We start from the raw sequence: 15,011 nt of genomic DNA on the forward strand, positions 1-15,011 counted from the left end.
ATTATATGTCAGGAAATATGTTGATTTTAATCGCGGTGCTTGCGATTTTTGCTCTTTTATTTCTCGTTATTCGTACAAAACTGCACGCGTTCGTTGCATTATTACTTGTTAGTTTACTAGTTGGTATTGCTGCTGGTATGCCACTTGAAGGCGTAATAGAATCGATCACAGCCGGAATGGGCGGAACACTTGGTTTCGTTGCAGTTGTTGTTGGTCTAGGTGCTATGTTTGGTCAAATGCTTGAAGTATCAGGCGGGGCTGAACGTCTTGCTCAAACATTGATTAAGAAATTCGGTGAAGATAAAGCACAGTGGGCACTTGGTTTAACGGGTTTCATCGTCGCCGTTCCCGTTTTCTTCGATGTTGGTTTCATTATTCTCGTACCGCTTGTTTACAGTCTTGCAAAAAAGACAGGAAAGTCTCTCTTACACTATGCAATCCCATTACTAGCGGGTCTTGCTGTTACGCATAGTTTTATACCACCAACTCCCGGACCAATCGCGGTTGCTGATTTAATTGGTGCAGATCTTGGTTGGGTTATTTTGTTTGGTTCTTTAGCAGGTATTCCAGCAATGATTATTGCTGGACCATTGTTCGGTCGCTACATAGGTAAAAAAATTCATGTAACGGTTCCTGATTACATGGACCTTGAAGAGAAAGAGTATGACAAAGAGCTTCCTAGTTTCGGACTAGTTACAAGTTTAATACTTATTCCACTTGTTCTTATTCTTTTTAACACCCTTTCAGATGTAATGTTGCCTGAGGGTAATCCGTTGCGCGCGTTCTTATCCTTTATGGGGCACCCATTCGTCGCTTTAACAATCGCAACACTTCTCGCATTCATTCTACTTGGTACGTTGCGAGGGTATACGAAGGAAGATGTACAGGGTATTGCGAATAAAGCACTTGAACCAGCTGGTATTATTATTCTAGTAACTGGTGCTGGTGGTGTATTTAAACAAGTCCTAATTGATTCAGGTGTTGGGGAAGTTCTTGGTGATAAAATGGCATCATCAGCGCTTCCACCAATTCTTCTCGCTTTCTTGATTGCAGCTGCCGTTCGCGTAGCTCAGGGGTCAGCAACGGTTTCAATGGTAACAGCTGCAGGTCTAATGTCTCCTCTCATTACGAGCATGAGCATGGAAGGACCAGTACTTGGTTTAATGGTTATTGCAATCGCTGCAGGTGCAACGGTCCTTTCACACGTAAACGACTCTGGTTTCTGGCTTGTTAACAGATTCTTAGGGTTAAGTGAAAAAGACACCTTGAAATCGTGGACAGTAATGGAGACGTTAATCGGTGTTGTCGGATTCTTAGTCGTCTTTGTATTAAGCTTTTTTATCAGCTAAGCTAAAAAGAAAGTGCGAACATCATCATGATGTTCGCTTCTTTTGCTCATGATAATGAAATAATGGAGGAGTGCCTTATGATGACCAACGAGCTCTTTATGATTGGTGTAGATATCGGTACAACGAGTACGAAAGCTGTTCTATATAAAGAAAATGGTAAGCCAGTATCAAAACATAATGTTGAGTATCCATTATATACTCCAACACCAGCCACAGCTGAGCAAGATCCTGAAGAAATTCTATTAGCAGTTGTCGAGTCTATTCGAACGGTGTTGCTTGATAATCAGATAAAAGCGAATCAGGTGAAATTCGTCTCCTTTAGCTCAGCGATGCATAGTTTAATTGCTGTCGATAAAGCAGGTAAACCATTAACAAAATGTATAACGTGGGCAGACAATCGAAGTGCAAAATGGGCAGAAAAGATTAAAGATGAGATGGATGGACATGAGATCTACCTTCGAACAGGAACACCGATCCATCCAATGTCGCCACTTTCTAAGCTCGTTTGGCTGAAAAATGAAGAAATCGATCTATTCCAAGCATCGTCAAAGTTCATCTCCATTAAGGAGTACGTTTTCTACCGCTTCTTTGGAGAGTATGTTGTTGACTATTCAATCGCTTCAGCAACTGGCTTATTTAATCTCGAACAGCTTGATTGGGATGGTAAAGCCCTTGAAATAGCAGGTGTAACAGCAGATCATCTATCAAAGCCGGTATCGACAACTCATAGTGTAGAAGGTTTAAAAGAACCTTATTGTGAAGAAATGGGTCTAAATGAATCAACAAAATTTATCCTTGGAGCAAGTGATGGAGTTCTTTCTAATCTTGGTGTAAATGCTATTGAACCTGGTGTGGTAGCTGTCACGATTGGAACAAGTGGCGCGATTAGAGCCGTTACCGATCGACCAGTTACTGATCCAAAAGGACGGATCTTCTGCTATGCCCTAACTGAAGACAAGTGGGTAATTGGTGGACCTGTAAATAACGGTGGAATTACGTTCCGCTGGGTTCGTGATCAATTTGCAGCTTCCGAAACAGAAACAGCTAAACGACTTGGCATCGATACATACGAAATTCTGACAAGAATCGCTGAGCAAGTAAAACCAGGATCTGAAGGTCTTATTTTCCATCCGTACCTTGCTGGAGAACGTGCACCAATTTGGAACGCAGATGCACGCGGAAGCTTCTTTGGGCTCGCCATGCACCACAAAAAAGAGCATATGATCCGTTCCGTTCTAGAAGGTGTTATTTACAACCTATATAGCGTTCTCTTAGCTCTTGAAGAACTAATTGGTGTTCCAAAGCAAATTAAAGCAACAGGTGGCTTTGCACGATCAGCTCTTTGGCGTCAAATGATGGCGGATATCTTCAATCAAGAAGTAACCGTTCCAGAAAGCTATGAAAGCTCATGCTTAGGCGCAATCGTCCTCGGCATGGAAGCACTCGGCGAAATCGACTCCCTAAACGTCGTATCTGACCTAGTAGGAGACACACACAGCCACCAACCAAACAAAGAAAACGTCCAAATCTACTCAGAACTACTACCAATCTACATCAGAATATCTAGAAAACTAACCGAAGAATACACAGAAATAGCAAAATTCCAGAGGAGAAAGTAAAGCGAAAGCGCCCCGTTTAAACCCGGCAGGCACTGGAGGCTTTCAAAATGAACACGGTTTATGTGTTCAGATTGAAAGGTGAAGTGACCGAGGGTTTGGGGCGCAGTAGCTGGAACAAAGTAAAGCGAAAGCGCCCCGTTTAAACCCGGCAGGCACTGGAGGCTTTCAAAAGCGGATTTATTGTCCGAAATTCAAGTATATTAGCTAAAATTGAGTTTTATTAGCCAAATTTAGAATATATTAGCCAAAACCAAATTATATTAGCCAAACAAAAAAAGGGAGCTACCAGACAAGCACTGGCGCCTTCTAAAAGAAACAAAAAACCGCATCTCGATTGAGATGCGGTTATTGTTGATGCAGAATAATTACATTTTGAAATCAAATTCATCAGGGTTTGGGCCGCTACGAGCGTTGTCATTCAAGGCATCGAGCTGCTTCATTTCTTCTGAAGTGAGTTCGAAGTCAAAGAGATCGATATTCGCTTCAATGCGTTTTTCGTTCATTGATTTTGGAATGGTAATAACGTTATGTTGCAAGTCCCAGCGAAGAATAACCTGTGCCACTGACTTGTTGTGCTTTTCAGCAATGCTTGAAATTGTTTCATTATCTAACAATTCACCAGCCATTAGTGGAGACCAAGCTTCCACTTGAATGTTGTGCTGCTCACAATACGTTCTTACTTCTTCTTGTGTAAGACGCGGGTGGAACTCGATTTGGTTAATGACAGGCGTAACTTCGAAGTTGTTACGAAGATCTTCAAGATGCTTCACATGGAAGTTACTTACACCAATGGAGCGTACACGCTTTTCTTTGTATAGTGTTTCAAGTGCTTTCCATGGTTCCTGATATTTATTATCTCCCGGCCAGTGAATAAGGTAAAGATCTAGATATTCAAGACCTAGCTTAGATAGGCTCGTTTCATAAGCTTGAATCGTTTCATCGTAAGATAGTCCAGCGTTCCACACTTTTGAAGTAATAAAGAGCTCATCTCTTGTTACGAGACCTTCCTCAATCGCTTCCTTAACACCTTGTCCAACGCTTTCCTCGTTCCCGTAGATTGCTGCTGTATCAATGCTACGATAGCCTTTTTTAATCGCCGTTTTTACTGCTCCGACCAATTCAGGGCCTTCATCTACTCTAAATACCCCGTAACCCAGTTCCGGCATTTCAATATTGTTGTTTAATGTTTTAGTTTGAAAAGTCATGATTTATAGCTCCTTTCGAATACTGATTATTTTTGCCTATAAGGGTGATTCTAAATCTTAGTAATTAAAAAGTCACGTCATACGTTTCGTTGTTTCCGGAATGTTTTTACATTTTTTACTCATATTCCTTTTCTGTGCTTAAATAAAAACAAAAAAGACAGTCCGCGTTGGGCTGTCTTTGTTATGCATTCATTAATGTTTAATCGCTTCTTTCAAAATAACCGTAGCTTGATCTAACTCAACATCTTTCGTTAGAACAATCTCACTTATGAGAAACTGCTGGGCATTCTCCAGTAGTTTTTTATCGTCTGTACCTAGAGGTCGTTTCTTGTTTAGGGCAACGAGCTCACGGATTACTTCCACATGATTGTGAATGTCTCCGGTTTTAAGCTTGTTCATATTATCCCGATAACGCTGGTTTCTGTTTGCACTTGGCTCTTCAACTTCAACTTCTTCATTAAAAGAAGTCAGAACTTGGTCCATCGTGCTTGCATCCGATACCTCACGAATCTTCAAGTTTTCCGTCTTACCTTTTGGAATCATCACTTGAATATCTCGAAAAGGCATATTAAGAATATAATAGAGCTGTGTTTCGCCCAGTATTTCTTTTTCCTCGATTGCTTCGACTATACCTGCACCGTACATGGGATAAAATATTTTATCGCCTACTTCAAACAAGCGCCCACCCCCAAATTTATAAATTATAGCACATCTCCTATTATAACATAAACCTTTAATTTGTACGAATTAAACTTTTTTTCAATCGGTTCATATGTTTGATTGATTGATCTAACCTCTATTACAATAAAAGGATAAGGGTCTTGATAACAGTAATGGAGGCGGTTACAAAATGAATCTTGGTATGATTAGTTTCTGGCATGTTCACGCAAAAGATTATGCGAAGGAAGCGGAGTTGCATCGTGATACGTCGATTAAAGCGATTTGGGATGAAGATGAGAATCGAGGAAGGGAAGAGGCGAAGGTTCGTCAGGTAGAATACATAAGTGAGCTTGATCAGCTTCTAGGCATGGAAGAAATCGATGCGGTCGTTGTCGATTCCCCTACAAACACCCATAAAGACGTTATCTTGAAAGCAGCAAGAGCGGGGAAACATATTTTCACTGAAAAGGTGCTTGCCGCAACAGAAAAGGAAGCACTAGAAATTCTAGATGCTGTTAAAGAAGCGGGTGTTAAATTATTTGTTTCGCTACCTCGTGTATATGATGGTTACACTGAAGCCATTCAGGACCTGATTCATTCAGGTGAGCTTGGGGATATTACTCAAACGAGGGTCCGTCTTGCTCATAATGGGGCTACTGCAGATTGGCTACCACAGCATTTCTATAATAAAGAGGAGTGTCAGGGTGGAGCCCTTATTGATCTTGGATGTCACCCAGTCTATTTAACACGATTGTTTCAAGGCATGCCAAATCGAGTTACAGCACAATTTGGTTACGTAACCAGAAAAGCCGTTGAAGATCAAGCTGTAGTTACATTTGGTTATGACAACGGTTCTTATGGTATTGCAGAAACAGGGTTTGTAACAGCGCATTCTCCTTTTACGATCGAGGTACACGGAACAAAGGGTACAGCTTTATACGGAACTCCAGATAAAACCCTTCTCAAAAAAATTGGTAGTGAGTGGGAAGAGGTGGCTATTCCTTCGGATCGTCCTTCACCATTCTCACAATGGGTTGAACATATTCAAAAAGATCAAGGTACAGATGAAAACAATGCACTTGCGCTCGAATTAACTGTTCTTATGGAAGCGGCTTACAAAGCTGAAGAACAAAAACGTGAAGTGGAAATCGGCGGTCGATAAGCTATTCTACATGTCGGTGAGGGGATTGTGTTACACTAACTTCGACTAATGATAATGAGGTGTCTTATGAATACGTTCTTACAATATAACCCAACTCGTCTTTATTTCGGGAAAGACCAAGTATCTCAACTAACTCAAGAAATTAAACAAGAAGCAAAAGTTCTTGTTGTATATGGTGGAGGAAGCATTAAACGAAACGGCGTTTATGATGCCGTGATAGCGGAACTTGAGAAAGTGAATGCTGATGTATTTGAACTTTCTGGTGTAGAACCGAACCCGCGTCTTACGACAGTAGAAAAGGGGTCGGCGCTTTGTAAGAAAGAAGGCATTGATTTTCTATTAGCTGTTGGTGGAGGAAGCGTTATTGACTGTACGAAAGCTATTGCAGCTGGGGCACATTATGAAGGATCAGCATGGGACTTGATTACACAAAAAGAACCAATTGAATCTGCCCTTCCTTTTGGAACCGTTCTTACACTTGCTGCTACCGGTTCAGAGATGAATTCGGTATCTGTTATTACAAATTGGGAAACGAAAGAAAAGCTCGGCTGGGGATCCCCACATGTGTTCCCAGTGTTTTCTGTATTAGATCCAACGTATACATTCTCTGTACCTGAAGATCAGACTGTATATGGCATTGTAGACAGCATGTCTCATGCACTTGAACACTATTTTCACCGTACACCAAATACACCAATGATCGACGGATTTATGGAGTCCTTACTGCGTACAGCTATTCAAACTGGACCTAAGTTACTAGCTAACCTTGAATCTTATGAACATCGCGAAACGATGATGTATATTAGTACGACAGCATTCAACGGAACGTTAAGTAATGGAACGGATGGGGGCGACTGGGCAACACACCGCATTGAACATGCTGTATCAGCTGTCTATGACATTCCCCATGGTGGTGGATTAGCGATTCTATTCCCTAATTGGCTTCTGCATGTGTTGGAGGAAGATCCTTCACGTGTGAAACAGCTTGCTGTTAATGTGTTAGGTGTTTCTGCTGAAGGGAAAAGCGATTATGACATTGCTTTAGAAGGAGCTGAAGCTCTTCGCCAGTTCTGGAATTCGCTTGGAGCACCGTCTCGCCTCGCTGATTACGACATCGATGATTCTGAGTTTGAGGCTATGATTGATAAAACGTTTATTAAACCTGGTGTTGGCACATATAAAGAGCTAGATCGAGAGAGTGTAAAAGATATTCTGAAACGATCTCTATAATAAATAAGCAGCATGGCGAATTTGCCATGCTGCTTATTTATATGTGCTATTCCGTTATGGAGATATGTCGAAATGCCTTTACATCGAACAGTCCAAGATCTGTTAATTTAAGATCTGGAATAACCGGGAGACTTAAAAAGGATAACGTTAAAAACGGATTGAAATGAGTTGGCGCTTCAATTAACTCGAGTGCTTGATCAAGATTTTCTAACTCTTTCTCTACAGTGCGATAGTCTTTATCGGATAATAGACCTGCGATGGGGAGCGGGAGCTTTCCAATTACTTTCTGGTCTTTAATGACAACCAATCCGCCTTGCATGTCTTCAATCATCTCAGCTGCTTTAATCATATCGAGGTCATTTGTACCTGCAATAATGAGGTTATGTGAATCGTGACCGACAGTGGAAGCAATAGCACCTTGCTTAAATTGAAGTCCTTTTACGATACCGAGTCCAATATTTCCAGTATGGTGATGGCGCTCAATGACAGCGAGCTTCATTAAATCATTTTTCGCGGATGGCATAAACGCATGATTAGGGTCTCGATCTACTTCAATGTTAAGTTTATTCGTTACAAGTTGGTTTGGAATAATTTCAATAACATTAGCTTTCCCTTCACCTACAGATAGTCTGAGATGATCTTCCGTCAGTTCAGGAATATGAACGGAATTCATTACGGCGTCAGCTGGCCGTTTCTTCCCTTCTGTTGACCCATTTTCAGCGACAAGTTTTCCACCTCGGTACACGTGAGCGATTGAGAAAGATTCTAGGTCGTCCAGTAGTAGGAAGTCGGCATCATTACCTGGTACAAGAGCCCCTTTTGTTTTCAGTCCATAACATTCTGCTGCATTGAGTGTAGCCATTTGTATCGCGAGAAGTGGATTCAAACCGTGCTCAATTGAAAGTCTAATATTATGATCAACGCTACCTTCGTTAAGAAGATCATTCATGTGTTTATCGTCCGTACAGAACATAAACCGCCTGGCATTTCGCTCTGTTATCGCTGGAAGAAGTTGTTTAAGATTCTTCGCAACAGATCCTTCACGAATCAAGACGTACATCCCTCTTTGAATTCTCTCTAATGCTTCATCAGCTGTGATACATTCATGATCTGTATCAATTCCTGCAGCTTTGTAGATGTTTATAGCGCGTGAGTCTAGACCTGCAGCATGGCCATCAATCTTTTTATTGTGCAGGTGAGCATCATTGAGTTTTTGCATCATGGAATCTGATGTTTCGGCAACAGAAGGATAATCCATCACTTCTGCAAGGCCAAGTACACGGTTGTGTTTATAGAAAGGTTTAAGATCTTTAGCAGTTAATATAGCTCCAGAGTTCTCGAACGAAGTAGAGGGGACGCATGAAGGAAGCATAAAAAAGATATCCATTGGGACAGTCTCAGAGTCTTCTAGCATAAAAGAGAGGCCTTCTGTACCACAAACATTTGCAATCTCATGAGGATCGGTTATAACTGTTGTTACACCATGGGGAAGAACTGCTTTCGCAAACTCGGTTGGTGTGACCATGGCAGATTCAATATGAACGTGCGCGTCAATAAGAGAGGGGACAACGTATTTTCCCTCTGCGTCGATGATTTCAACTCCTTCAAACGTTCCAATTCCAGCAATAACACCGTTCACGATTGCCACGTCTGCTTTAACTAGTTCAAGGTTATAGCTATCTAGTACATATCCGTTTTTGATAACGGTATCAGCAAGGCGTGCACCTGCTGCCGTTTGAATTCTAGTAACTAATTTATCCATTCTCTTCTCCTCTCCTTAAAGACGATAACGCCTGACAGAGGATGACATAATCATTTAATATTTCCAGAATTGTCATCGTAGTCAAACCATTTGTGGTAGTTTGGTAGAAACTTTTGGACCATATCTCCAAAGATATACGAAACCTGGTATGTTTTTAGCGTATTTTATAGTGATCTTTCCTATACGTCAATAGCATCGACGTATAGGGTTCCAAAAATACTTGAAGAAGGATATTGATAAAAAAGTTATTTACAAGTAAACTACAAGTAGGAGTAATTTAATAGTAAAAAGAAAGCGCTTTTTTTATCAGCGATTGAGCAAACGTTTGCACTTTGATAGTTTACTTAACTAATAGATAAGGGTGTAGTGAAATGAAAAAAATTTGGTGGAAAGAAGCTGTAGGTTATCAAATCTATCCTCGTAGCTTTCAAGATTCCAATGGAGATGGCGTTGGTGATCTTCAAGGAATCATTCAAAGACTTGATTATATCAAGGACCTAGGGGTAGATGTCATTTGGATTTGTCCGATGTACAAATCTCCAAACGATGATAATGGATACGATATCTCAGATTATCAAGACATTATGGAAGACTTTGGGACGATGAAGGACTTTGATGCACTTCTTAAGGAAGTTCATAAACGTGATATGAAGTTAATCATTGATCTAGTTCTAAATCATACAAGTGATGAGCATGAATGGTTTATTGAATCTCGTTCGTCTAAAGAAGATCCTAAGCGCGACTGGTACATTTGGCGCGACGGCAAAGATGGTCGTGAGCCAAATAACTGGGAAAGTATTTTTGGCGGATCAGCATGGGAATATGATAAGAAAACAGATCAATACTATCTTCACGTCTTTTCAACGAAACAACCGGATGTGAACTGGGAAAATCCTGATGTTCGAGTTGCGTTGTATGACACGGTTAACTGGTGGCTTGATAAGGGCATTGATGGTTTCCGTATTGATGCCATTAGCCATATTAAGAAACGTCCTGGTCTTCCGGATATGCCTAATCCGTATAAAAAGGATTATGTTTCTTCCTTTGATATGCATATGAATCAAAATGGCATTCAAGAATTCTTACAAGAGTTTAAAGATGAAACATATGCTAAATACGATGTGATGACAGTTGGAGAAGCCAATGGAGTTAGCATCGATGAAGCGGATCAGTGGGTAGATGAAAAAGACGGTAAGATGGATATGATTTTCCAATTTGAACATCTTGGTTTGTGGGATGCAGAAGAAAATCCAGATCTTGATATCGTTTCATTGAAGAAAGTCTTAACACGCTGGCAAAAAGGACTCGAAAACAAGGGCTGGAATGCACTTTTCGTTGAAAACCACGATAAGCCACGAGTTGTTTCTACATGGGGGAATGATAAAGAGTATTGGAGAGAAAGCGCTACTTCAATGGGAGCGATGTATTTCCTAATGCAGGGAACACCTTTTATTTATCAAGGTCAAGAAATTGGAATGACGAATGTTCAGTTTCCTTCTATTGAGGATTACGACGATGTTGCGGATAAGAATCGCTATCGTATTCAGCGCGCCGCAGGCGTTCCTCATGATCAAATTATGAAAGTCATTTGGGCATCATCACGTGATAACAGCAGAACGCCAATGCAGTGGAATAATGATTCCAATGCAGGATTTACTACTGGAAACCCGTGGATGAAGGTGAACCCGAACTACGTTGACATTAATGTAAAGAAGCAGGAACAGGATGAGGAATCCATTCTATCATTCTATAAAAAAATGATTGATCTGAAGAAGAATAACTTAGTGTTTACTTACGGAAGCTATGATTTACTTCTTGAAGAGGATAAGCAAATTTACGCTTACACAAGAACAACCAAAGATGACAGGGTGCTAGTTGTAACCAACCTATCAACGGAGCCTGCTGTATTTAAATCAGAGTTCATTATCGACGAAGATCAGCTTCTATTAAACAATTATGAAGTGAATCACGTATCAAATGAATCAATTGTTTTAAAACCATATGAAGCGAGAGTTTATCGACTTAATCGCGCATAGTAAGAAGCAGCCGGAATGCCGGCTGCTTCTTTCACACTTAAAAGAATAAGGCTAAAGAATATACAAATATTGTAGAAAACAATGGAAAAAGAATAGATTTTTTGAAAAATTTACCGTATAGTGTTGATTGGTGGGAGAAATGACCTGATTACATTTACTCACTACATACTAGAATGGTAGGAGGATATAAGATGAAAAAGTTAATCGTAGCATTATTCTCTGTAATGGCTCTATTCATGTTCATGGGTACTGGAGCGTTCGCAGCAGAAAGCACTAACGATGAGGTTTTACATAAAATTGAAGAAACGAATGTTAAAATTGAAGAAGAGATTCAATCTGCTCAAGAAAAAGGTGATGAACTTCTTGCTAAGCTTTCTCTTGAAACTGCAAAGCTTGATGCAATGCTAGAAGTAGCTCGTCAAGATGGAAAATCAGATGCAGAACTTGCAGAGCTTGAAAAAGAAGTGAAAACGAAGAAAGTCGAGCTTACTTCTAAATACAATGAAGAGCTTGATAAATTAATTGGTGACCTTATTGAAAAAACAAACAAAATGACGGCCGACATGATTGAAGAAGCCGCTAAATCTGGTATTAAAGCAGAATGCTCATGGGTATATGTTCAAATAGCAGATCGTTGGGTTTGGGTTGACCCGATTCAAATTATTGGACCATGACTTGAAAAAGATACATCTATTTTATAGATGTATCTTTTTTTCGTTTTGTGCGTGCTATATAATAAAATATATATAAGATATATCTTTGTTCTTGTAAAGGGGGGTTAGGAGATGCATGGCTTTAAAGTAGGCAGAAAAAATGATTATCTTGAAAACGTTGATCAGGAATCTGCTTCATTGAGTTTACTTGCAAAAGGCTCCGGAATAGAGATAATGAAGCACACAATTCATAAGGGTACTGCTTTTTATATCTACCCAAGCACAAATTCTAGTACGTTTGAATTTTTTCACATATTTGAAGGTGTAATAAAGTGCGATGATCATGATATAACTCTTAGTGAGGGAGATTATTTTTCTATAAAAGATATCTCAGATCTTTTGTTTTTTCAAGCTGAAACCGAAGTTCAGCTATTATGGGTAACGAATGAACCGACATTTAGATTTATAAGTGAAAAAGTAAATAAACTTATTGGCAAGGTAAAAAGTGTTGGTGAGAAAGACCGTTATACGAAAGAACATAGTGAACGGGTTCAAAGAATGAGTATTAAAATTGGGAAAGAACTTAACTTATCTGTTGAAGAATTAGATAATCTCATTGTTGCCTCCATCCTTCACGATGTAGGGAAAATAAATGTTCCTGAGGAAATCTTAAACAAACCTGGGAGTCTCTCAGATGAAGAATATGACTTAATGAAAAAACATCCTGCTGATGGGGCAGAGATGGTGAAAGATACATATTACGCTGATATAAGTACAATCATTCATCAGCATCATGAGCGTGTTAACGGTTCTGGTTATCCTAATGGACTAAAAGGTGATCAAATCACGATCGGTGCTAAGATTATCGGTGTAAGTGATTCTTATGATGCAATGACAGATGACCGCTCTTATCGGAAAGCGTATACGCCTGAATATGCTATGGATGAGTTAAAGCGACTATCAGGCGTTTTGTATGAACCAGAAGTTGTTCATGCCCTGGAGCAGGTTTTATTAGAAGACGGGGTACTTGAATAAGGAACAAATCAAGGAAGATGGACTACATCTTCTTTTTTGTTTGCATTGTTTCACGTGCAACAAGGAAACTGGTATGATTGAACAAACTAATGTAACGAAAATGAGGAGATTGGTAACGTGGGTAAACAGTTAATTCTTGCGGAAAAACCTTCAGTAGGACGGGATATTGCGAGGGTCTTAAATTGTACAAAAGGTGGAAATGGATTTCTTGAAGGAGATCGGTACATCGTAACATGGGCGCTTGGACATCTTGTTACGCTTGCTGATCCGGAGGTTTATGATACGGCATATAAAACATGGGATCTAGAAGCACTGCCGATGCTCCCCTCACCGCTAAAGCTCGTTGTGATTAAGAGGAGTGGAAAGCAATTCAGTGTTGTCAAAACGCAAATGAATCGCCAGGACGTGAGCGAAATTATCATTGCAACGGATGCTGGTCGAGAAGGGGAACTTGTAGCTCGTTGGATTATTGAAAAGGCTCGAGCGAATAAACCATTAAAGCGTCTTTGGATTTCTTCCGTGACAGATAAAGCGATACGGGAAGGATTTAAGCAATTAAAAGATGCTTCACAATACAAGAATTTATACTATGCTGCAGCAGCACGTTCGGAAGCAGATTGGTATGTTGGGCTTAATGCTACTCGAGCGTTGACGACGAAATACAATGCGCAGCTTTCGAGTGGAAGGGTTCAAACACCAACTCTTGCGATGATTGCAAAGAGAGAAGAAGAGATTAAATCGTTTAAGCCTGAGCATTATTATGGTTTAGCGGCAGTTGTTGATGGTTTTAAACTAACATGGCGAGATGCTAAAACAAATGAATCACGAGTCTTTAATAAAGATAAAATAGATTCTTATTTGAAAAGCCTATCCGAGAAGTCTGCGCGAATTGATGAAGTGAAAAAAACGAATAAGAAAACGTTCGCCCCGGGGTTATATGATCTAACCGAGCTTCAGAGGGATGCACATAAGCGGTTCGGTTTTTCTGCTAAAGATACGCTTTCTGCAACGCAACGACTTTACGAGCAGCATAAGCTAGTGACTTACCCAAGAACAGATTCTCGTTTCCTTTCTTCTGATATGAAAGATACGTTGAAAGAACGACTCGAAGCAATCGCTCCTTATGAAAAAATGGCAAGAAAAGTTCTTGGCAAGCCACTACAAACTGGTAAGCATTTAATCGATGATGCGAAAGTATCAGATCACCATGCCATCATTCCAACGGAACAAACGCCGGTTATTCGCGAGTTAAGTGATAAGGATCGCAAAGTGTATGAATTGATTGTAAAGCGTTTTGTAGCAGCTCTTTATCCTCCGTTTGAATACGAGCAGGTAACGGTTACGGCAACAATTGGTGATGAGCGGTTTGACGCAAAAGGCAAGCGGGTTTTGTCTTCAGGATGGAAAGAGGTTTACCAAACGGATGAAGCAGATGAGATACTTCCTGAACTTACGGAGGGGCAGGAGCTTCGCGTTTTATCATTAACGAGAACAGAAGGTACAACGAACCCACCTGCACGATTCAATGAAGGAACGCTCTTAACGGCCATGGAAAAGCCGGCTCAATTCCTTAGTAACGAGGATAGAAAGCTTGCCAAAACGTTAGGGGAAACAGGTGGTCTCGGAACCGTCGCAACTCGTGCTGATATTATCGAAAAGCTTTTCAACAGCTTTCTAATTGAAAAAAATGGTAAGGATTTGTCTATTACATCTAAAGGCAAGCAGTTGCTAGATCTTGTTCCTGATGAACTTCAATCACCTGCCCTTACAGCCGAGTGGGAGCAAAAGCTTGAAGCAATAGGCAAAGGTAGTCTAACGAAGCAGGCGTTCATTGAAGAAATGAAAGCATATGCGGATGAAACAGTGAAGAAAATCAAATCGAGTACGAAGAAATATAAGCATGATAACCTAACAGGAACGAAATGTCCCGATTGTGGTAATTTAATGTTAGAAGTAAAAAACAAAAAAGGCAAAATGCTTGTCTGTCAGGATCGTGAGTGTGGTTATCGCAAAGGGAAAAGCAAAGTAACAAATGCTCGTTGTCCGAAATGTAAAAAGAAACTTGAGCTTCATGGTCAGGGTGACGCTCAAACATTTGTCTGCAAATGTGGCCATAAAGAAAAGCTTTCATCGTTTAACGAGCGACGAAAAAAGGAAAAGAATAACAAAGCATCGAAAAGAGACGTATCAAGCTATATGAAAAAACAGGGAAATGATGAACCAGTTAATACTGCACTAGCTGATGCTCTGGCTAAATTAAAACTCGATCAGGACAAGTAACAGGGAGCAGGGAAACCTGC

At 40.3% G+C, this 15,011-nt stretch carries 11 protein-coding genes and 1 riboswitch; of the genes, 8 read left to right on the forward strand and 3 right to left on the reverse strand.

Annotated elements, in window-relative coordinates; genetic code table 11:
* Positions 1–5 precede the first annotated feature (5 nt).
* Together AB986_RS10820 and gntK are read left to right on the forward strand one after the other, a co-directional pair.
* On the forward strand, positions 6–1,349 hold the full coding sequence (locus AB986_RS10820; protein WP_048311178.1) for a GntP family permease: 1,344 nt from the start codon (positions 6–8) through the stop codon (positions 1,347–1,349).
* Positions 1,350–1,429: 80 nt separating this feature from the next.
* Positions 1,430–2,968 carry a gluconokinase gene (gene gntK / locus AB986_RS10825; RefSeq protein ID WP_048312802.1) on the forward strand — a complete coding sequence of 513 codons (1,539 nt, stop codon included), beginning with the start codon at positions 1,430–1,432 and terminating at the stop codon, positions 2,966–2,968.
* A gap of 365 nt (positions 2,969–3,333) precedes the next feature.
* Here the strand turns inward: gntK and AB986_RS10830 are convergent, their stop codons facing one another.
* Together AB986_RS10830 and AB986_RS10835 are read right to left on the reverse strand one after the other, a co-directional pair.
* Complete coding sequence (locus AB986_RS10830; RefSeq protein ID WP_048311179.1) at positions 3,334–4,173, reverse strand: aldo/keto reductase; 840 nt, start codon at positions 4,171–4,173, stop codon at positions 3,334–3,336.
* A 192-nt stretch (positions 4,174–4,365) separates the two neighbouring features.
* Positions 4,366–4,851, reverse strand: a complete 486-nt coding sequence (locus AB986_RS10835) for a CarD family transcriptional regulator (protein ID WP_048311180.1) — start codon at positions 4,849–4,851, stop codon at positions 4,366–4,368.
* Positions 4,852–5,023: 172 nt separating this feature from the next.
* On the opposite strand from AB986_RS10835, the gene AB986_RS10840 reads away from it, so the two are divergent.
* On the forward strand, positions 5,024–5,995 hold the full coding sequence (locus AB986_RS10840) for a Gfo/Idh/MocA family protein (RefSeq protein ID WP_048311181.1): 972 nt from the start codon (positions 5,024–5,026) through the stop codon (positions 5,993–5,995).
* A 66-nt stretch (positions 5,996–6,061) separates the two neighbouring features.
* Entirely contained in the window at positions 6,062–7,225 is a 1,164-nt protein-coding gene (locus AB986_RS10845; RefSeq protein WP_048311182.1) for an iron-containing alcohol dehydrogenase, read from the forward strand.
* 46 nt (positions 7,226–7,271) lie between these two features.
* On the opposite strand, the gene ade is transcribed toward AB986_RS10845, so the two are convergent.
* Positions 7,272–8,987 carry an adenine deaminase gene (gene ade, locus AB986_RS10850; protein WP_048311183.1) on the reverse strand — a complete coding sequence of 572 codons (1,716 nt, stop codon included), beginning with the start codon at positions 8,985–8,987 and terminating at the stop codon, positions 7,272–7,274.
* Between the two features lie 58 nt (positions 8,988–9,045).
* Positions 9,046–9,147, reverse strand: a riboswitch (purine riboswitch).
* Positions 9,148–9,358: 211 nt separating this feature from the next.
* Here ade and AB986_RS10855 point away from each other — a divergent pair.
* The 4 genes from AB986_RS10855 (at position 9,359) to AB986_RS10870 (ending at position 14,991) form a co-directional block, all read left to right on the forward strand.
* Positions 9,359–11,023: a glycoside hydrolase family 13 protein gene (locus AB986_RS10855; RefSeq protein ID WP_048311184.1), complete on the forward strand. Its 1,665-nt coding sequence runs from the start codon at positions 9,359–9,361 to the stop codon at positions 11,021–11,023.
* Between the two features lie 191 nt (positions 11,024–11,214).
* On the forward strand, positions 11,215–11,697 hold the full coding sequence (locus AB986_RS10860) for a hypothetical protein (protein WP_048311185.1): 483 nt from the start codon (positions 11,215–11,217) through the stop codon (positions 11,695–11,697).
* 111 nt (positions 11,698–11,808) lie between these two features.
* On the forward strand, positions 11,809–12,711 hold the full coding sequence (locus tag AB986_RS10865; protein ID WP_048311186.1) for an HD-GYP domain-containing protein: 903 nt from the start codon (positions 11,809–11,811) through the stop codon (positions 12,709–12,711).
* 117 nt (positions 12,712–12,828) lie between these two features.
* Entirely contained in the window at positions 12,829–14,991 is a 2,163-nt protein-coding gene (locus AB986_RS10870; RefSeq protein WP_048311187.1) for a DNA topoisomerase III, read from the forward strand.
* Positions 14,992–15,011: the final 20 nt, after the last annotated feature.

The sequence above is a fragment of the Guptibacillus hwajinpoensis genome (assembly GCF_001039475.1).
Lineage (GTDB): Bacteria > Bacillota > Bacilli > Bacillales > Guptibacillaceae > Guptibacillus > Guptibacillus hwajinpoensis.

What these genes read in the sequence shown, in the direction of transcription:
- AB986_RS10820 (WP_048311178.1), top strand. Translation starts at nt 6, where the DNA reads ATGTCAGGAAATATGTTGATTTTAATCGCGGTGCTTGCGATTTTTGCT.
- AB986_RS10865 (WP_048311186.1), top strand. Translation starts at nt 11,809, where the DNA reads ATGCATGGCTTTAAAGTAGGCAGAAAAAATGATTATCTTGAAAACGTT.
- ade (WP_048311183.1), bottom strand. Translation starts at nt 8,987, where the DNA reads ATGGATAAATTAGTTACTAGAATTCAAACGGCAGCAGGTGCACGCCTT.
- AB986_RS10830 (WP_048311179.1), bottom strand. Translation starts at nt 4,173, where the DNA reads ATGACTTTTCAAACTAAAACATTAAACAACAATATTGAAATGCCGGAA.
- AB986_RS10840 (WP_048311181.1), top strand. Translation starts at nt 5,024, where the DNA reads ATGAATCTTGGTATGATTAGTTTCTGGCATGTTCACGCAAAAGATTAT.
- AB986_RS10860 (WP_048311185.1), top strand. Translation starts at nt 11,215, where the DNA reads ATGAAAAAGTTAATCGTAGCATTATTCTCTGTAATGGCTCTATTCATG.
- gntK (WP_048312802.1), top strand. Translation starts at nt 1,430, where the DNA reads ATGACCAACGAGCTCTTTATGATTGGTGTAGATATCGGTACAACGAGT.
- AB986_RS10845 (WP_048311182.1), top strand. Translation starts at nt 6,062, where the DNA reads ATGAATACGTTCTTACAATATAACCCAACTCGTCTTTATTTCGGGAAA.
- AB986_RS10855 (WP_048311184.1), top strand. Translation starts at nt 9,359, where the DNA reads ATGAAAAAAATTTGGTGGAAAGAAGCTGTAGGTTATCAAATCTATCCT.